Below are 18536 nucleotides of genomic sequence, written 5' to 3'. Positions count from 1 at the left end.
GGAATGCGACCCCGGCAATCTGCCCTGCGCATCACAGTACCGCGCGTTGTGCTTGCCCCCTGTCTTGCAGAACCTGCTGCAACGAAACAACTGATCTATCACGTAGACGTCCCTCAAGGGCCATCCACGTCAATCCCCCTGTGATGATGCTTCGCTGGCCTTCGCTGGCGGCGGGCCGTGACGTCGCCAAGGGTGCCGGCGACTGAACATGACCAGATAGCACCCTACCACCCAAACCAGCGCGGCACACCACCCGGCCAGGATATCGGAGGGGTAATGCACCCCCAGATAGACCCGGGACACGCTGACCAGCAGGCTGAATGCCGGCGCCAGCAGCAGCACCGGCCAGCGCCAGCGGGTGTTCCAGGCCAGCAGTACCAGGGTCACCGCCAGGGTCATCGAGCCCATCGCGTGGCCGCTGGGGAAGCTGAACGTCGATTCCGGCGCGATCGATTCCCACAGGCTGGGGCGCTGGCGCTGGAAGAAGTGCTTGCTGCCCATGTTCAGTAGCGCCGAGCCGACGAAGCTGACCGCCACGAAGGTGGCCTCGCGCCAACGCCGGTAGCCCAGCAGCGCGCCGATGATCAGCACGTCGGCCGGGATCAGGAACCATTCGTAGCCCAGTTTGGAGATGAGCATGAAGAAGCGGTCCAGCAGCGGCGAATGCAGGCCATGCATCTGCCACAGCAGCGGCGCGTCGAAATGGAACGATTCAAACTCGTGCACCTCGTCAGCCAGGGCGACGAAGCCGGCCAGCGGCAGCAACACACCGCCGAACAGCAGGACCAGGCGCCAGGCGTTGCGCGCCATCCAGTGGCGGAAGCCGGAGGCGGACTCCGGTGCAGCGAGGATCGCAGGCTTATCCGGCGCTTCGGACATACGTGTGTTCGACGTAATCGTCGATCAGGGCGACGAACTCCTGGGCGATGTTGTCGCCACGCAGGGTCACCTTCTTCTCGCCATCGACGAACACCGGCGCTGCAGGCGTTTCACCCGTGCCCGGCAACGAGATGCCGATGTTCGCATGGCGCGACTCACCCGGCCCGTTGACGATGCAGCCCATCACCGCCAGGGTCATGTTCTCCGCCCCCGGGTGGTGGATCTTCCACAGCGGCATCTTCTCGCGCACGTGGTTCTGCACCACCTTGGCCAGCTCCTGGAAGAACTCGGAGGTGGTGCGGCCGCAGCCCGGGCAGGCCGTGACCAGCGGCGTGAAGGCACGCTGGCCGGTGGTCTGCAGCAGTTCCTGGGCGACGATCACTTCCTGCGTGCGCGACTGGCCCGGTTCCGGGGTCAGCGAGATGCGGATGGTGTCTCCGATGCCTTCCTGCAGCAGCACGCTCAGCGCCGCGGACGAGGCGACGATGCCCTTGCTGCCGATGCCGGCCTCGGTCAGGCCCAGGTGCAGGGCGAAGTCCGAGCGCTGGGCCAGGTCGCGGTACACCGCGATCAGCTCCTGCACGCCGCTGACCTTGGCCGACAGCACGATGCGGTCGCGCGGCAGGCCGAGTTCCACTGCCTGCTCGGCCGAATCCAGCGCCGAGCGGATCAGCGCCTCGCGCAGCACGCGACCGGCGTCCCAGGGCTGTTCGCGCAGGTTGTTCTCGTCCATCAGCTTCGCCGCCAGGGCCTGGTCCAGCGAGCCCCAGTTGGCGCCGATGCGCACCGGCTTGTTGTAGCGGATCGCGAACTCGATCAGCTGGGCGAACTGCAGGTCCTTTTTCTTGCCGAAGCCGACGTTGCCCGGGTTGATGCGGTACTTGGCCAGCGCTTCGGCACACGCCGGTTCGGCGGTCAGCAACTGGTGGCCGTTGTAATGGAAGTCACCGATCAGCGGCACGTCGATGCCCATCATCGCCAGCTTGTCGACGATGCGCGGGATCGCCGCAGCGGCTTCAACGGTGTTGACGGTCAAACGCACCATTTCCGAACCGGCACGCCAGAGCTCGGCCACCTGCTTCACGCTGGAGGCCACGTCGGACGTGTCGGTGTTGGTCATCGACTGCACCACCACCGGCTTGCCTCCACCTACGGTGACCCCGCCGATCTGCACGGCATGGGTCTGGCGGCGGGGCCAGGAGGTGGCATCGGAGGGGGGGGTCGGGCGGGTGACGGCGTCGTGCATGGGCGCATTCTACCGCCCGCTCCCGCATTCCGGGTGACTCGCATTCAGCCGGCGGCACGGCTGCGGCCGATTGTCGCAGGCACGGTCACGCGTGAACGCATAGGATGAGCGTGAATGACCGGTCCCGACGCCCCGTTTCTCCGAACCCTGTGCAGCCTGCGCTGGCTTGCCGTAGGTGGCCAGGCCGCCACCATCCTGGTCGCCACCTGGGTGCTGGGCCTGCCGTTGCCGCAGCTGCCGCTGTGGGCCGGCGTGGCCGTGCTGACCCTGTTCAACGTCTATACCCAGCTGCGCCCGGAAGCGGCCGACACCGCGCCGCTGACCGCATTCGGCCACATCCTGGTGGATGTGATCATCCTGACCTGGATGGTGGGCTGGAGCGGTGGCATGGCCAACCCGTTCAGTTCACTGTTCCTGATCCTGATCGCACTGGCCGCCTTCGCCCTGCCCCTGCGCTGGGCGCTGGCGGTCGCGCTGGCCTGCCTGCTCGGCTACGCCGCCAGCGGCATCTTCGGCCAGTCGCTGCCGGATGGCTATTTCCGTGCGCAGGACCTCAACCGCTGGGGCGTGGTCGCCAATTTCCTGATTTCCGCCGCAGTGGTGCTGGCCTTCTCCACCCGCCTGGCACTGGCGCTGCGCCAGCGCGAACTGGAACTGTCGGCGCTGCGCGAACGCTTCGCCCGCAACGAGGGCATCGTCGCCCTGGCGACCCATGCCGCGTCGGTGGCGCACGAACTGAATACACCGCTGGCCACCATGACCCTGCTCGCCGACGACGTGGCCGAGCGCAGTGAAGAGCCGGAAGTGCGCGAGGACATGGAAACCCTGCGCGAGTTGCTGGTGCAGTGCCGCGAGCGTGTGCTGGCGCTGGCCGCACCGGCCTCGGCGGACGGCCCGGGCCGGGCGGTATCCACGGCCCAGCAGGTGCTGGAACAGTGGCGACTGGTGCGTCCGACCATCGATCTGCACCGCAACGACGATGCACCGCTGCGGCTGCCGCTGGATCCCGGCGTGGGCCATCTGCTGATGGTCCTGCTCAACAATGCCGCCGATGCCGGCGAACAGGCCGGCCGGCCGCGCGTGGACCTGGACCTGCGCATCGAAGGCAACGATCTGATCGGCGAGGTGCGTGACTACGGCCACGGCTTCAACGCGCGCGCCGCGGTGCTGCCGGGCAAGCTGTTCGGCAGCAGCAAGAGTGAAGGCATGGGGGTCGGCCTGGCCCTGTCCCATGCCACCATCGAACGCCTCGACGGCGAGATGTGGATGCGCCCGGCCCAAGGGGCCGGCAGCCGCGTCGGCTTCCGCCTGCCGCTGGCCCTACGCGAGGAAACCCCATGAGCGCCTCAACCCTCGGCCTGCTGGTCGACGACGACGAACTGTACCTGCGCACGCTGCAGCGCAGCCTGGCCCGCAAGGGGCTGGAAACGCAGACCGCGCAGGATGCCGCCAGCGCACTGGCGTTGGCCCGCCAGCATCCGCCCGCCTTCGCGTTGATCGACCTGAAGCTGGGCAGCGACTCCGGCCTGGCACTGATCCAACCACTGCGCGCGCTGCGCGCGGACATGCGCATCCTGCTGGTGACCGGCTACGCCAGCATCGCCACCGCCGTGGAGGCGATCAAGCTCGGCGCCGACGACTACCTGCCGAAGCCGGCCACGGTGCCGATGATCCTGCGCGCCCTCGGCGAGGAAGATGACGGCCCGGCCGACGATGGCGAAATGGAAGTGCCGGACGCGATGACGCCGATCAGCCGCCTGCAGTGGGAACACATCCAGCAGGCGATGCACGAGACCGGTGGCAACGTATCGGCGGCCGCACGCCTGCTCGGCATGCACCGGCGTTCGCTGCAGCGCAAGCTGGCCAAGCGACCGAGCCCGGAACGCGATCCCAGCCGTTGATCGCGGCCGGCCCCGTCCGGCTCAGACCTCGGCCAGCACCGCTCGGTCCTGCGCGGTAATGGAACGCGATGCCGGTGCATCGACCCGGGCCACTGTCGTCTCCTGCAGCAACGGCGACGGCAGCGCGCAGGCCGGATGCATGCGCAGGAAACCATAGATCGCACCTGCCAGGCCGATCATCAGGCCCGGAGTGAAGGCCGCGCGGGTCAGTCCGCCGACCATGCCCTGGTGCTCCTCGATTGAAGAAACGATCTCGATGGCCGCCTCATCCTGCGGATAGGGACATCCCTCCGGATCCAGCGCAGCCGCCAGCACCAGCAGCTCCCGGGTGGACACATCGCCGTGGCACAGGGTGTGGCTGAACCCCCATTTGCCGCGCGCGTCGGCCACAGCCCGCCGCATGTCACGCAACTGCGCGGGATCGCCGGTGCGGGCATACAGATCCGCCGCCGCCAGACCGATACCAACGCTGCCATGGCACCAGGTCGGGAAGTTCTTCTGCCCATCCTGCAGGTGGATGTCACGCCAGTGCCCGGTATGCGGTTCGAACAGCGCCGCCTGGAACGCAAACGCTCCTTCAGCCAACTGCCGCCAGGCCGCTCGCTCAGGCACGCTGCCGGCATCCGAACGCGCCAGCCGTGCCAGCGCCCAGCCCATGCCCATCGCACCGTGGCCGAAGCCACCGATCGGCTCGCGGAACTGTGGCGTCGGCCAGCGTGCGCCGTCGGCATCGACGATCGCCGCTTCCTGCATGCGACGCCCCGCTGCGGCGGCCAGCTCCAGCCAGCGTGCGTTCCCGGTAGCCGCGGCCAGCGACAGCAACGGCAGGATCATGCCGGACACGCCATCAATCAGTTCGAACTTTGTCGCCTCCTGGAAGCCGCGACGCTCTGCGGCTTCCGCACAACGTTCCGCCAGCACCAGCAACGCCGGTCGCTGCAACAGGTCGTGCAATGCCAGCAATGTCCATATCTGTGAACCGGTTCCGACGAATCCACCATCGATCTCGGCGGGGTGCTGCTCACACATGGTCTGGAACACCGCAAGGGCGCCATCGATGGCCGGGCCCAGCCCCGCTACCGGGTCGGCACGCCCCTGCTCCACTTCCCGGTGATAAGCCGCCAATGCGAATGCAATACCTCCCAGCCCGAAATACAGGTCGGGCTGCACCGGCTGGACGGTCCATCCGGTACGGGTCACCTCGGGGGTGATCCAGGTCATCGAACCGTCCTCACCATGCACCGCCAGCCGCAGCAGGCTCTCCACCGCGCGCGCGGCCAGCGTACGACGGCGCGCGTCCAGGTCGTCCGCACGCGGATGCTGTGCGGCATAGCTGTAGCCGGATCGAGCCTCGGCGCGGGCCAGCGCATGCTGGTTCAGGTCGGTGGCCACCAGCGTGCTGCGGATGGTCACGTCTTCCAGGTCGATGCGCATCGCGCGCCAGTTGTCGGCGATGGCGCGGATACGGGCCGCATCCAGCTGCGAGGTGAAAATCGGAATATCGCCGTGGCGCAGGTCATCCACTTCGCCGCGGACGGTGTCCAGGTCCGATGGCGCAGCCGGCGACACCGCCGCATTGCGCACCAGCAGATCGATCGCGCGTTCAACCGCCTGGGCTTCGTTGTGCAGCGAGGCTGGATGCCAGAGCATCCGCCCGAGCTCTGCGTAGGCCATTGTCGGCCGCCGCACGTCGCGCACCTGACAGCCTTCGAAAGCCGCCAGGAGTGGCATCAGTTCGCCCTTGGCATCGAGCGCGCGCAGGCGCCCACTGGCGTCGATGAAGCCCTCGCTGATGTGGTCCCAGTACAACGACACATCGGGCTGCGCGCTGGGATGATTCTGCGCAACGGAGACCTCGGCCTCGACCATGCCCAACCGGGCCGGTTCCGTCCCGCCCTCGACAATCACCGGCACCTGCACCCGCGGCTGCTCGCCCGGCAGTGCGCCGGCTGCAGACAGATCCACGCCTTCCATGCCCAGGCCGGCAGTACGGAACGGCACGATTCCGGTACGCAGCACTGAATTGCGCATCAGCTTGACGGCGGTGTCGTACGCATCGCCAAGTCCTGATGGCTCGATTTCGATTACCCGGGAGAACACGCTTTCGGCGTCGACCACAACCGGCACCGGCCCGACCGCGATCAGGTTCTCCAGATGGATGTCGGTGCCACCCACCAGGCGCAGGATCGCCAGCCAATGGCCAAGACCGCGATAGTAGGCACGCAGTTCAACGTCATCGGCACAGTAGCGGTGCGCGGCGAAGGCGGCCCAGCCGTGGCTGCCACGATCAATCACCTTCGGCACGCATACGCGGTCAGGGCCGTCACCGAAGAGCGTGCACAACAGGCCGTCGAGCGTCGCATCGATGCGCAATGAGCGTGGCTTGTACATCACCGTGCCGCCTTCGAACTGCAGCCGTGCCACAGTCCGGCCGCCACCATGCAGGTCACCCCGTCCCAATGCAACGGCATGCAGCGTGCCCGCCGGCGCGCCCAGCAACCCCGCCAGCGCCGCACGATCACTGCCGATGCGCACAGCGAGCTCCACCACCGCCGCACATTGTCCTTCGAGCATGCGCGTCAGGCGCGGCAGCAGCACCGGATAGCGTCGCTGCAGATGCGTACGGAAGCCCTCGCTCGTGGCCAGGGCAACGAATTCGTCCAGCGCACCCGCACTGCCCAGCGGGCCGATGTCACCACTGCGTGCAGCGGCGTGCAGTTCCAGCAGCAGCACGCGGTTGAGCTTGAGCTGGGCATGCTCACGCAGCGCCGCGTCGCCCTGCGCGTGCAGCAGTTCACGCTCACCGGGCTGCAGCGCAATGGCAGGGTCATGCAGGCCAGTCGCCAACGCGGCGCGCGCATGGGCAAGGAAATGTTCGGTGATGCGCGCAAACGCAGCCGCAGCCGGAGAAGCGGTCATTACGCCCCCTGCAAGGTATCGGGAAGTCTGTTCCAGTCGCCGGCACGCAGCTGCATGCCTCTGCGTGCCGGCTCGGGTTACATCAGCAACACAGGCAGTGGTTGATCACCGATACCGTGGTGGTGCACTCGTTGGTGCCCCCGGTGATCATGGTGTCCGAAGCTCCGGTGAGGGCCGCTTCGGTGGCTGCCGCACCGTAGATGAACAGCGAACCCGCAGGGTTGGCGCACCCATCCACATCGTCCGCGCCGTTGAGCCAGCCGGACACAACATCGTCATTCAGATCCATTCGCAATCTCCTGTCATTCACAACATGAGGCGTTGAGAACGTGGATCGATTCCACGTTCCTTCGGATACGGCCAGTCCCTGGCATCAACATCATGCTGCGAGCGATACTGGATGACAGGTACAGCCGCCCGTGCACACTGCATTGGCACGCAATGCACAGTCAAGCTGCGCTGCGGCAGGCACGCGGAAGCGCGGCATGTGCAGCACGGAAACAGGACGGAATGAGTGGCCGCGCAGCCTTCATGCGCGACCGGATCGAAGGCAACCGGAGAGACATGGGATGGCCGGCTGGCGCCGGCCCATCCGCACCCCGTATCAGCCCTTCAGCTGCGCCAGGATCTCGCGGGTCATCGGATCGGCAATCGCCACATCCTCACCCTGCAGCGCCGGCAACAGGCCACTGGCCAGCTGCTTGCCAAGCTCGACACCGAACTGGTCGAAGGCATTGATGTTCCAGATCACCGACTGCACGTACACAGCGTGTTCGTACATGGCGATCAGTGCGCCCAGCGCCTGCGGGGTCAGCGCGTCGAGCAGGATCAGCGTGCTCGGGCGGCCGCCCGGATAATCGCGGTGCGGGTCGTCGCTGCTCTGGCCGTTGGCCAGCGCCTCGGTCTGTGCCAGCAGGTTGGCCAGCAGCGCCTGATGATTGATCGTGTAGGGATCATCGTTGTGCACGCAGCCGATGAAATCGGCCGGCACGATGCTGGTGCCCTGGTGCAGCGCCTGGAAGAAACTGTGCTGCACGTCGGTGCCCGCCCCGCCCCACCACACCGGCACGGTGTCGGTGGTGACCGGCTGCCCATCACGCTGCACGCGCTTGCCCAGGCTTTCCATCACCAGCTGCTGCAGGTAGGCCGGCAGCAACGCCAGGCGCTGGTCGTAGGTCATCACCGCGTGCGTGGCATGGCCCAGCACGTTGCGGTTCCAGATGTCGGTCAGGCCGTGCAGCACCGGCAGGTTGCGCTCCAGCGGCGCATCCAGTGCATGCGCGTCCATCTGCGCGGCACCTTCCAGCAGTTGTTCGAAACGCTCGAAACCGATGGCCAGTGCAATCGGGAAACCGACGGCCGACCACAGCGAATAACGGCCACCGACCCAATCCCACATCGGCAGCACGCGATCGGCGGCGATGGCGAAGGCCTTGGCCGCACGCTCGGGGTTGGCGCTGACCGCGTACAGGCGCTCGCTGCCCCCCAGCCAGTCGTGCAGGATCTGCCCGTTGAGCAGGGTTTCCTGGGTACCGAAGGTCTTGGAAATGAGGATGCCGGCGGTCCTGGCCGGATCCAGCGTGGCCAGCGTGCGCTGCATGGCGGCGCCGTCCACGTTCGACACGAAATGCACGCGCAGGCGCGCGCCGCTGACCGGGCGCAGCGCATCGGCGACCAGGCGCGGACCGAGATCGGAACCGCCGATGCCGACGCTGACCACGTCGGTGACGCCGCTGTCTTCCAGCGCGCGCACCAGCACGCCCATGCGCTGGCGGATCGTGCGCGCGGTGGCATAGGCCTCGGCTGCCACCGGCGCATCGACCACATCGCCACGCAGCGCGGTGTGCAGCGCGGCGCGACGTTCGGTCAGATTGACCTGCTCGCCACGGAACAGGCGGGTGATGGCACCGCCGACATCACGCTCGGCGGCCAAAGCCAGCAATGCCTGTAGCGCCGCGGCATCGTATTTCTGCCGGGCGAAGTTGACGTACAACGGACCGACCCGCAGCGCCAGATCCTGCACGCGGCCGGGTTCGGCGGCGAGCAGGCTGGGGATGCTTGCGCCCTTCAGGCGCTGGGCATGGGAATGCAGCGAGTCGAATCCGTTGTTCGTTGTCATGCGGCCTGGGTCGGGATCGTGTCGTTGGTGTGGGTGATCTGGTTCTTGCCATCAACGTACACCAGCTTCGGCTTGAAGCTGTCAGCTTCCTGCTCGGTCATGCTGGCGAACGCGGCGATGATGATGATGTCACCGACCTGCACGTGGCGCGCGGCGCCACCGTTGAGCGAGACAACGCCGCTGCCGGCTTCGGCGCGGATGGCATAGGTCGAGAAGCGCGCACCGTTGGTCACGTCCCAGATGTGCACCTGTTCGAACTCGCGGATGCCGGTGGCAGCCAGCAGGTTGTCATCGATGGCGATCGAGCCTTCGTAGTTCAGCTCGGAATGGGTGACGGTGGCGCGGTGGATCTTGGTCTTGAGCAGGGACAGGTGCATGGGGGCGCTGCAACGGCAAAGGAAAGAGCGGATTCTAGCACCCGCTTGACCATCGTCAGGGGGCTGCAGCAGGACGCTGAAGGCTGTTCAGGTGCCCTCCCGCGGCGGCGGCGGCGCTGCGTGCCCGGAACTGCCTTCCAGAGACAGCCGGAACACCGTATGGAAGGCCAGCCCGGCGACCAGCCCGAAGCCTCCCGCGGCCAGCACCTGCAAGGCATAGCTGATCACATCGAAGGTATCGACGTAGCGCAGGCGCTGCAGCCAGGGCCCCTGGTTTTCTCCCGGCCAGGCGCAGGTGGCCATGGCCAGCGCGCCCAGCCCGAAGCCGACCAGCACGAAGCCGGCCCGGCGCAGGGGCTGCTGAGACTGCAGGATCAGCGCCATCGGCAGCAACACCGCGATGGCATTGCAGACGGCCAGTACGAACATCAGCCCACCACCGGTGAGCGCAGGCATCGGCGTACGCCTGAATTCGAGCGCGAACAACAGGCCGCCAAACAGCTGGGCCGGCAACATGCCTGCCGCCAGCACCGCCAGGATCGAGGCCTGGGCGAGGCGGCCGGTATCAGTGCTGGGGGCTTTCATTTCCGGTCTCCCGTCCGTGGGAAGTGCAGAGGCGCCCGTTGCGGGCGCCCCCAAGCCGCGTGCGGCTCAGAACTCCAGGTTGTCAATCAGGCGCGTCGTGCCCAGGCGCGCGGCGATCAGCGCCACGCGGCCACCGCCGTCGAAGGTCGGCTCGGCCAGCTCGGGCGTGCGCAGCACGGCGTAGTCGACCTGGAAACCGGCCGCCTGCAGCGCCGCCGTGGCGTCGGCCTCGATCTGCACCCGCGTGTGCCCGGCCACGTAGCCTTCGCGCATGCCCAGCAGCGTGCGGTGAATGGTCGTCGCAACCGGTCGCTGTTCGGCGTTGAGGTACTGGTTGCGCGAACTCTTGGCCAGGCCATCCTCGTCGCGCACGATCTCGGCACCGACGATCTGGATCGGGAACGACAGCTCGGCCACCATCTGCCTGATCACGGCCAGCTGCTGGTAATCCTTGCGGCCGAACACGGCCACATCCGGCTGCACCTGCAGGAACAGGCGCGCCACCACCGTGCACACGCCGTCGAAGTGGCCCGGGCGGCTGGCGCCTTCCAGCACTTCACTGACACCCGGCGCGTGCATCTGCGTGGTCTTGTCCACGCCCAGCGGATACATCGCCTCGACGCTGGGCAGCCACACCGCATCGCAGCCGGCCTGCTCCAGCCCGGCCACGTCAGCCTCGGGCGTGCGCGGGTAGCGGCTGAAGTCCTCGTTCGGCCCGAACTGGGTCGGGTTGACGAAGATACTCGTCACCACCTTGTCGGCGTACTGGCGGGCCAGGGTCACCAGCGAATGGTGGCCACCATGCAGGTTGCCCATGGTCGGCACCAGCGCCACGCGCAGGCCCTCGCGCTTCCACTGGGCGATCTGCTCGCGCAGCGCGCCGAGCTCGTTGAAGGTCTGGATCATTGGGCGTAGGCGTGCTGTTCGTCGGGGAAGCTGCCGTCGCGCACGGCGTCGGCATAGGCGCGGGTGGCACCGGCCACCGAACCGCCTTCGGCAAGGAAATCCTTGACGAACTTGGGACGGCGATGGCCACTGTCCAGGCCGAGGAAATCGTGCAGCACCAGCACCTGGCCGTCGCACTGCGGGCCGGCACCGATGCCGATGGTCGGAACATCCACCGCCGCGGTCACTTCGGCGGCGACCGGGGTCGGCACGCATTCGAGCACCATGATGCTGGCGCCGGCAGCGGCCACGGCCCTGGCATCTTCCACCAGCTGGCGCGCGGCATCGCCACGGCCCTGGATCTTGAAGCCGCCCAGGCGCAGCACCGACTGCGGGGTCAGGCCCAGGTGAGCGCAGACCGGAATCTCACGCTCGACCAGGTAACGGATGATGTCGACCTTGAAGCCGGCACCTTCGATCTTGACCATCTCGGCACCGGCCTGCAGCAGCTGCAGCGATGCATCCAGCGCGCGTTCCGGGGTGGCATCGGCACCGAACGGCAGGTCGGCCACCAGCAGCGCACGCTGCAGCACGCGGGCTACGGCGCGGGTGTGGTAGACCATGTCGGCCACGGTCACCGGCAGGGTCGAATCATGGCCCTGCACGACCATGCCCAGCGAATCGCCGATCAGGATCAGGTCGACGCCATTGGCATCGAAGGTACGGGCAAAGCCGGCGTCGTAGGCGGTCAACATGACCAGCTTCTGGCCATTGCGCTTGGCCTCGGCCAGGGCGGGAACGGTCCAGGGCTTGCTGTCTGCGTGGGTGCTCATGTGCTGATAACCGGGGGAGATAACCCGGGCATTATCACCCTATCGGCGCGATCCCGCAGGCATCCACCCGCATCACTGCATCCTGCACGCGGCCATGGCCGGGAATGGCCAGATCCGGCGCGATTTCGGCCAGCGGCACCAGCACGAAGGCACGCTCGTGCATGTAGGGATGCGGTACCTGCAGGCCGGGATGGTCGAGCACCTGCGCGCCATACAGCAGCAGGTCCAGGTCCAGCGCGCGCGGGCCCCAGTGCATCGCGGGGTCGCGCACGCGGCCAAAACCCTGCTCCAGCGCAAGCATCGCCTGCAGCAGCTCATCGGCCGGCAATGTGGTTTCGACCGAGGCCACCGCGTTGACGAACGGCGGCTGGTCTTCATTGCCCCAGGCCGGCGTGGCATAAAGCCGCGAGGCCTGGCGCAGGCGGGTACCGGGCAGCGCGTCGAGCGCGGCAATCGCCGCGCCCACGGTCGCGGCCGCGTCGCCAAGGTTGGCGCCGAGGCCGATCCAGGCAAGAGTCATCGTTTACTCGCCAGCCGCACCGGCCGGGGCGCCCGGACGACGGCGGCGACGGCGGCGCTTGCGCGGTGCCCCGCTCTCGTCATCACCCTCTTCGCTGTGCATCACGTCCAGCGACGATTCCAGCTCGCGGCCGGACTGCGCCTGTGCCTCGCGCCAGAACTCGACATCGGCGGCGTGCTCGGCCGAGGCCACCTGACGCAGGCTGAGGAAGTCGAACGCGGCGCGGAAGCGCGGGTGGGTCAGGGTACGGAACACGCGCTTGCGCTGGCGCGAACTGAAGCGCGACTGCAGCAGCCAGATTTCCTGCATCGGCAGCGAAAAGCGGCGCGGCAATGCGATGGTGCTCAGCTGCTGCACGGTCACACGGTCGGCAGCACGGCGCTGTGCCTCCTCCGGTGCCACGCCCTGCTTGAGCAGGGTCGCCTGCGCGCGGCAGAACGCCGGCCACAGCAGCAGCGCGAACAGGAACGCCGGCGAGACCGGCTCGTCGTTGGCCACGCGCGCATCGGTGTTGGCCAGGCCCTCGACCAGCATGCGGCGCAGCGCACCGGTGCGGTTGGACTTCAATGCCTTGGCGCTTTCCGGGAACAGCACGTCGAGCAGGCCGTAACGCTCAAGGCCTTCGAAGCTGGCCACGCCGTGCCCGGACAGGAACAGCTTGAGCACCTCCTCGAACAGGCGTGCCGGTGCGGCTTCGTTGAGCAGGCCAGCCAGGTGCGGGATCGGCGCGGCGGTGCCCTCTTCGATCTGGAAGCCGAGCTTGGCCGCCAGGCGCACCGCACGCAGCATGCGCACCGGGTCTTCGCGATAACGCTGCTCGGGGTCGCCGATCAGTTTCATCAGGCGCGCCTGGACGTCTTCGAAGCCGCCGGTGTAATCACGCACCGAGAAGTCCTCGATGGCGTAGTACAGGGCGTTGCAGGTGAAGTCGCGGCGGATGGCGTCGTCTTCGATGGTGCCGTACACGTTGTCGCGCACGAGCATGCCGTTTTCCATCTCGCGGTCGCCGCTGCCGTCATCGCTGTTGGCACGGAAGGTGGCGACTTCGATGATCTCGCGGCCGAACACGACGTGGGCGAGGCGGAACCGACGACCGATCAGGCGGCAGTTGCGGAACAGCTGCTTGACCTGTTCGGGCGTGGCATCGGTGGCCACGTCGAAATCCTTGGGTTGGCCATTGACCAGCAGATCGCGCACCGCGCCGCCGACAAGGTAGGCGCCGAAGCCGGCATCGCGCAGGCGATAAAGCACGCGCAGGGCGTTCGGGCTGATGTCCTTGCGGGAGATCGTGTGCTGGTCGCGCGGGATGACGCGCAGGCTGAACGGTGATGTAGCAGAGGAAATGATGTTGGCGCTTCCGGTTGAAGTTTCGGGATTGCCCAATGGCATCGAGGTGCATATACTAGCGCTCCTGCCTCGGCAGCGACACAGTTACGCTCCCTTCGTCTAGTGGTTAGGACGTGGCCCTCTCAAGGCTAAAACAGGGGTTCGAGTCCCCTAGGGAGCGCCAGTCGCCGCAGCAGGAACCGAAAAAGCCCGCCTTGTGTGGGCTTTTCTGTTTTCCGGGGTTTGCAATGGCATCGATCGGCTTGGTCGCTTTGGCGCCTGCCTGCAATCGGCTTGAGCCGGTGGGGTCACCCAGGGCAGGACACGCCGTGAACCCATCCATGGGGGCTCGATGGCGCCATCCTTGGCGCAACGGTCCTGCCCTGGGTGACCCCACCGACTCTGGACGGTTTCCCGCGAGCTGCGGCAATAACCGACCAGCACTTCGCCGCATCCGCACGCACCATGAAACTGTCAGGAGGGGGCGGGCCGCCCTCTCCAGGACCGTTGGCGCCATGGATGGCGCCATCGAGCACCATGGATGGGCTTTTGCGTGTCCTGGAGAGGGCGGCCTGCCCCCTCACACTCTGGACAGGCAGGCGCCAACGGAATGCAACCGAAGCCAGTCGCCGTCAGCCTTCCATCTGCTCCAGCTCCTTGCCCTTGGTCTCGCGCACGTAGCGGACCACGAAGAAGATCGAGAGGATGGCCGCCACCGTATAGATGCCGTAGGCGCCGGCCAGGCCGATGCCGGCCAGCAGCATCGGGAAGGTCACGGTGATCGCGAAGTTCGAGGTCCATTGCGCGGCGCCGGCCACCGCCAGCGCCGGACCACGGATCTGATTGGGGAACATCTCGCCCAGCATCACCCACATCACCGGGCCCCAGGACATGTTGAAGAACACCACGTAGACGTTGGCTGCCACCAGCGCCAGTCGGCCCATGCCGTCGGACAACTGCAGGCGACCGTCGGCCAGGCTGCCACTGGCGAAGGCAACCACCATCAGCACCAGCGCCACCGACATGCCGACCGAACCGATCCACAGCAGCGGCTTGCGCCCGATGCGGTCGATCAACAGCACCGTCAGCAGACAGGCGCCGATGCTCAGCGCGCCGGACAGCACGTTGATCAGCAGCGCATCGCTTTCCGAGAAGCCCACCGCCTGCCACAGCACCGCGCCGTAATAGAACACCACGTTGATGCCGACCAGCTGCTGGAACATGGCCAGGCCGATGCCCACCCAGAGGATCGGGCGCAGCTTGCCGCTGACCGTGTCGCGCAGGTCGGCAAAGCGCGGCTTGTGCTGGTCCTGCGCCAGGCTGGCTTCGATCTCGGCCTGCTTGGCCGCCGCAGCGGCCTCGCCGTACAGCCGCGACAGTACCGCCCTCGCCTGCTGCTGACGCCCTTTCACGACCAGAAAGCGCGGGCTTTCCGGAATCACCAGCAACAACAGCAGGAACAGCCCCGACGGCAGCGCCTGCATCCAGAACATCCAGCGCCAGGCCTCATGGCCCAGCCATAGCGGCTCGGTCGACGCCCCAGCGGCACGGGCCAGCAGGTAATTGCTGAGGAAGGCGGCGAACAGGCCGCAGATGATCGCCATCTGCTGCACCGTGGCCAAACGCCCGCGATAGCGCGCCGAAGCCACCTCGGCAATGTAGGCCGGCGACATTACACTGGCCGCGCCCACCGCGAAGCCGCCGAGCACGCGTGCGGCAATGAACAACCAGGAGGCGTGTGCGGCACCGGCACCCAGCGCCGAAACCAGGAACATCAGCGCCGAGGCGATCAGCACGCCACGACGGCCCAGGCGATCTCCCAGCCAGCCGGCCAGGAAGGCACCGATCGCGCAGCCCAGCAGCATCGAGGCGACCTCGAAACCGAGCGCCGCCTCACTGGAGTTGAAAGCCTGGCGCAGGCCATCGACCGTGCCATTGATGACACCACTGTCGAAGCCGAACAGGAATCCACCCAGGGTGGCCACGCAGCTGATCAGGACGATGAATGCAGTGTTCTCACCGCCATGGGAGGCGATGTTGGGCTGGGCTGGGGACATGGACGATCCTGCTGGGAAGGGGTCCGGCCATCCGACGCAGCCGGCTGACCCGCAGCGTCGCACAGGCCTCGCCCTGCCGCCAATGACCGCCACGGCCGCGCCTGCCAGACGCCCGATTTCCGCCCCGCACCGACACCGGGGGCCAACCTGTTCTAGAATTGGGGGGTTCAGGAATCGATCCACCCCCAGCCCATGCCCTTTGTCGTCACCGAAAACTGCATCAAGTGCAAACACACCGATTGCGTGGAAGTGTGCCCCGTGGATTGCTTCCACGAAGGCCCCAACTTCCTGGTGATCGACCCGGATGAGTGCATCGACTGCACCCTCTGCGAACCGGAATGCCCGGTCAACGCGATCTTCCCGGAGGACGATGTTCCTGCCGGCCAGGAAAGTTTCGTGGCCCTCAACGCCGAGCTGGCGAAGGAGTGGCCGGTGCTGACCGTGCGCAAGGACCCGCCCGCCGATGCCGGCGAATGGGACGGCAAGCCGGACAAGCTGAAGCTGCTGGAGCGCTGAGAAGCGCCCACGGCGGCAACGAAAAGGGCGCCCACGGGCGCCCTTTTCTGTTTTCCGGTAAACGCCAACCGCAAGATCCGGTATGCCAACCTTGCGATCCGGCAGGTGCCAACCTTGGTTGGCACAGAAGCGCCGACCAAGGTCGGCCTCCACCAGAGCGGGTGCGGACCAAGGCCCGCCCCCACCCGACCAGCCCTTACTGCGCCAGCTTCGCCTTCAGCGCAGCGATCAGCTTCACCGGCGCTTCGGCGGTGGCCGGCAGGCCACGCGGGTCGACCGCGGAGATGTAGGCGCCAGCATCGACGGCGACCACGCGGACCAGGAAGTTGCTGCCTTCGTAGGCCACGTCATACGAGCCCAGCAGCTGCGCGCGGCTGGCAATGGTCACACCTTCCACGCCTTCCAGCGCGGTGCCGACCTTGGCGAAAGCCTCGTCCTTGCCACCGGCGATGGTGAAACCGGTGTTGCCCACGGCCGGGGCCGCAGCCGCAGGCGCGGCCGGCTTGGTCGCCGATGCCAGCGTCGGCACCTTGTTGTCACCGGTGGTGGTCGGCAGGTTCAGGTCCGGCGGCACTTCCAGCGGACGCATTTCCGGGGCCAGGGCGTAGTCGCCCTTGACACCACGCTTGAAGCAGCCGGTGGTGCCGGCGGCAACGGCCACCGCAAGCAGGGCGTAGGACAGCACGCGGACGGTGGATACGGATTGACGCATGTGAATCTCCTGGGTCAGACCAAGACGGAAGGTCAGTGGCTGGAAAGGGCTTCGAGGGCGGCGATGTCGCCGGCAAGGTGGTCGGCCGCCGGATGATGCGGCGCCGACAGGGGCAGCAGCGGCAGGCGCAGGTCGTGACCGATGCCGATGCGGCGCAGCAGCGCCTTGACCGGAATCGGGTTCGGTTCGACACCACAGAAATCATGGAACGGATGCAGGCGCGCATCCCACGACGCGGTGGCTTCGTGATCGTGCGCGGCGGCCAGTTCGCACATCCGGCGGTAGGCGCCCGGAAGCACGTTGGAACCGACAGAGATCAGGCCATCGACGCCGGCCTGGATCGACCGGGCCGCCGTGCCGTCGTCACCGCTGAGCACGGCGAACTGCGGGCTGCGCAGGGCCAGCAGCGCCTGCACCCGGCCGGTGTCGCCCACCGCCTCCTTGATGCCGACGATGTTGGGATGGCTGGCCAGTTCGGCCACGGTCTCCGGTTGCATGTCGCAACCGGTGCGGCCAGGCACGTTGTACAGCACGACCGGCAGCCCGCCCTGGTCGGCCACCGCGCGGTAGTGCGCGATCAGACCGGCCTGGGTCGGCCGCACGTAAGGCGGGGTGACCACCAGCGCGTGGCTGGCGCCGAGCGCGGCGGCACGACGGGTCTGTTCGATGGTCTTGGCGGTGCCCGAAAGGCCGGTTCCCGCCATGACCGGGATGCGACCGCCGATGCGCTCGACCGCGCTGGCCAGCAGCAGGTCGTACTCGGCATCGGTGAGGGTCGCCGCTTCGCCGGTCGAGCCGGCAACGACAACGCCATGGACGCCACCTTCCAGTTGCAGGTGCAGCAGGCGCTGCCAACCGTCGGGATCGAGGGCGCCGTCGGCCCGGAACGGGGTCGCCAGCGCGGTGATGAGGCCGGAAAGGGACAAGGACGTGCTGCTCTTGGCTGGGAAGGGAAAACGCCCGCCACGAAAGGCCGGGGGCGACTTGAATGTTACTTGCGGCGCGAAAGCACGGGCAAGTATGCTGGACACCGGTGGATCCCCGCCTCTGGCGGGCATTCAGACTAACGCATGCATTACCCGGAATCGCCTTGACCGACACCACCCCGCGCCCCGCGCCGAGCGAAAACCACCTCCTGATCAACGCCTATACGACGCATCCGGAGTCCCCCCTGCTGTCCGTCACCCGCCGCATCGCCGACAGCGGCTGCAATCTGGTGGACGCACGCCTGGCCACGGTCGGCCGCGATGTCTCGGTCACCGCCCTGGCCACCGGCTCGTGGGACTCGGTGGCCAAGCTGGAAGCGATGCTGACCCGGCTCGAGCGCGAGGAAGGCCTGAAGCTGGTCTGGTACCGCACCGCCGCCAAGCAGGCGCAGTCCAACCTGCTGCCGTACATCGTCGAGGTGATCGCCGCCGACAAGCCGGGCATCCTGTTCCAGCTGGCCGATTTCTTCGACCGCCAGGGCATCACCATCGAGAACCTGCAGAGCACGCGCTACCGCGCCATGCAGACCGGTGCGGAAATGTTCAGCGCGCAGGTCACCATCGGCGTGCCGGCCAACATGCACATCGCCGCGCTGCGCGACGATTTCCTCGAGTTCTGCGACCACCTGAACCTGGACGCGATCATGGACCCGATGAAGTTCTGATTTTTCGCGC

The 18536-nt window shown here is 67.2% G+C and carries 18 protein-coding genes and 1 tRNA gene; 5 read left to right on the top strand and 14 right to left on the bottom strand.

Annotated features, from left to right (window positions below):
- Positions 1–129 precede the first annotated feature (129 nt).
- Together M1L61_RS08400 and ispG are read right to left on the bottom strand one after the other, a co-directional pair.
- The gene (locus M1L61_RS08400) at positions 130–879 is read right to left on the bottom strand and encodes a phosphatase PAP2 family protein (RefSeq protein WP_019338327.1); all 750 of its coding nucleotides are present in this window, start codon (positions 877–879) and stop codon (positions 130–132) included.
- The gene (gene ispG, locus M1L61_RS08395) at positions 860–2125 is read right to left on the bottom strand and encodes a flavodoxin-dependent (E)-4-hydroxy-3-methylbut-2-enyl-diphosphate synthase (protein WP_049483053.1); all 1266 of its coding nucleotides are present in this window, start codon (positions 2123–2125) and stop codon (positions 860–862) included. Before ispG ends, M1L61_RS08400 begins: the two co-directional genes overlap by 20 nt.
- Before the next feature lie 114 nt (positions 2126–2239).
- Between ispG and M1L61_RS08390 the strand changes: the two genes are divergently transcribed.
- Both M1L61_RS08390 and M1L61_RS08385 read left to right on the top strand, forming a co-directional pair.
- Positions 2240–3466: an ATP-binding protein gene (locus M1L61_RS08390; RefSeq protein ID WP_049453348.1), complete on the top strand. Its 1227-nt coding sequence runs from the start codon at positions 2240–2242 to the stop codon at positions 3464–3466.
- Complete coding sequence (locus M1L61_RS08385; protein ID WP_005409063.1) at positions 3463–4026, top strand: response regulator transcription factor; 564 nt, start codon at positions 3463–3465, stop codon at positions 4024–4026. Before M1L61_RS08390 ends, M1L61_RS08385 begins: the two co-directional genes overlap by 4 nt.
- A gap of 21 nt (positions 4027–4047) precedes the next feature.
- Here the strand turns inward: M1L61_RS08385 and M1L61_RS08380 are convergent, their stop codons facing one another.
- The 9 genes from M1L61_RS08380 to pcnB form a co-directional block, all read right to left on the bottom strand.
- Entirely contained in the window at positions 4048–6945 is a 2898-nt protein-coding gene (locus tag M1L61_RS08380) for a type 2 lanthipeptide synthetase LanM family protein (protein WP_248854565.1), read from the bottom strand.
- Positions 6946–7027: 82 nt separating this feature from the next.
- On the bottom strand, positions 7028–7234 hold the full coding sequence (locus M1L61_RS08375; RefSeq protein ID WP_043402549.1) for a DUF6229 family protein: 207 nt from the start codon (positions 7232–7234) through the stop codon (positions 7028–7030).
- Positions 7235–7549: 315 nt separating this feature from the next.
- On the bottom strand, positions 7550–9064 hold the full coding sequence (gene pgi, locus M1L61_RS08370; RefSeq protein ID WP_248854564.1) for a glucose-6-phosphate isomerase: 1515 nt from the start codon (positions 9062–9064) through the stop codon (positions 7550–7552).
- Positions 9061–9441: an aspartate 1-decarboxylase gene (gene panD / locus M1L61_RS08365; protein WP_005409061.1), complete on the bottom strand. Its 381-nt coding sequence runs from the start codon at positions 9439–9441 to the stop codon at positions 9061–9063. The genes pgi and panD overlap by 4 nt, the downstream gene beginning before the upstream one ends.
- A gap of 87 nt (positions 9442–9528) precedes the next feature.
- Positions 9529–10026 carry a hypothetical protein gene (locus M1L61_RS08360; protein WP_248854563.1) on the bottom strand — a complete coding sequence of 166 codons (498 nt, stop codon included), beginning with the start codon at positions 10024–10026 and terminating at the stop codon, positions 9529–9531.
- 66 nt (positions 10027–10092) lie between these two features.
- The gene (gene panC / locus M1L61_RS08355) at positions 10093–10932 is read right to left on the bottom strand and encodes a pantoate--beta-alanine ligase (protein WP_043402539.1); all 840 of its coding nucleotides are present in this window, start codon (positions 10930–10932) and stop codon (positions 10093–10095) included.
- Positions 10929–11744, bottom strand: coding sequence for a 3-methyl-2-oxobutanoate hydroxymethyltransferase (gene panB, locus M1L61_RS08350; RefSeq protein WP_004153072.1), 816 nt, complete (start codon positions 11742–11744; stop codon positions 10929–10931). Before panB ends, panC begins: the two co-directional genes overlap by 4 nt.
- Positions 11745–11778: 34 nt before the next feature.
- Positions 11779–12264, bottom strand: a complete 486-nt coding sequence (gene folK, locus M1L61_RS08345) for a 2-amino-4-hydroxy-6-hydroxymethyldihydropteridine diphosphokinase (RefSeq protein WP_043402536.1) — start codon at positions 12262–12264, stop codon at positions 11779–11781.
- 3 nt (positions 12265–12267) lie between these two features.
- A complete protein-coding gene (pcnB, locus tag M1L61_RS08340; protein WP_032128849.1) occupies positions 12268–13647 on the bottom strand; it encodes a polynucleotide adenylyltransferase PcnB in 1380 nt (459 codons plus the stop codon).
- A 52-nt stretch (positions 13648–13699) separates the two neighbouring features.
- On the opposite strand from pcnB, the gene M1L61_RS08335 reads away from it, so the two are divergent.
- Positions 13700–13774, top strand: a tRNA-Glu gene (locus tag M1L61_RS08335).
- Between the two features lie 448 nt (positions 13775–14222).
- Here M1L61_RS08335 and M1L61_RS08330 read toward each other — a convergent pair.
- On the bottom strand, positions 14223–15647 hold the full coding sequence (locus tag M1L61_RS08330) for a sugar porter family MFS transporter (RefSeq protein ID WP_053442820.1): 1425 nt from the start codon (positions 15645–15647) through the stop codon (positions 14223–14225).
- A gap of 192 nt (positions 15648–15839) precedes the next feature.
- Here M1L61_RS08330 and fdxA point away from each other — a divergent pair, with 192 nt between their 5' ends.
- Positions 15840–16163 carry a ferredoxin FdxA gene (gene fdxA / locus M1L61_RS08325; RefSeq protein WP_004153066.1) on the top strand — a complete coding sequence of 108 codons (324 nt, stop codon included), beginning with the start codon at positions 15840–15842 and terminating at the stop codon, positions 16161–16163.
- Between the two features lie 196 nt (positions 16164–16359).
- Here the strand turns inward: fdxA and M1L61_RS08320 are convergent, their stop codons facing one another.
- On the bottom strand, positions 16360–16875 hold the full coding sequence (locus M1L61_RS08320) for a hypothetical protein (protein WP_010484296.1): 516 nt from the start codon (positions 16873–16875) through the stop codon (positions 16360–16362).
- 32 nt (positions 16876–16907) lie between these two features.
- On the bottom strand, positions 16908–17801 hold the full coding sequence (gene dapA, locus M1L61_RS08315; RefSeq protein WP_049434211.1) for a 4-hydroxy-tetrahydrodipicolinate synthase: 894 nt from the start codon (positions 17799–17801) through the stop codon (positions 16908–16910).
- A 164-nt stretch (positions 17802–17965) separates the two neighbouring features.
- Between dapA and M1L61_RS08310 the strand changes: the two genes are divergently transcribed.
- Complete coding sequence (locus M1L61_RS08310; RefSeq protein ID WP_005409051.1) at positions 17966–18526, top strand: glycine cleavage system protein R; 561 nt, start codon at positions 17966–17968, stop codon at positions 18524–18526.
- Positions 18527–18536 lie beyond the last annotated feature (10 nt).

The sequence above is a fragment of the Stenotrophomonas sp. NY11291 genome (assembly GCF_023277365.1).
GTDB lineage: Bacteria > Pseudomonadota > Gammaproteobacteria > Xanthomonadales > Xanthomonadaceae > Stenotrophomonas > Stenotrophomonas geniculata.
The sequence above is the reverse complement of the archived record's forward strand: the minus strand, read 5'-3'. Positions and strand labels throughout refer to the sequence as shown.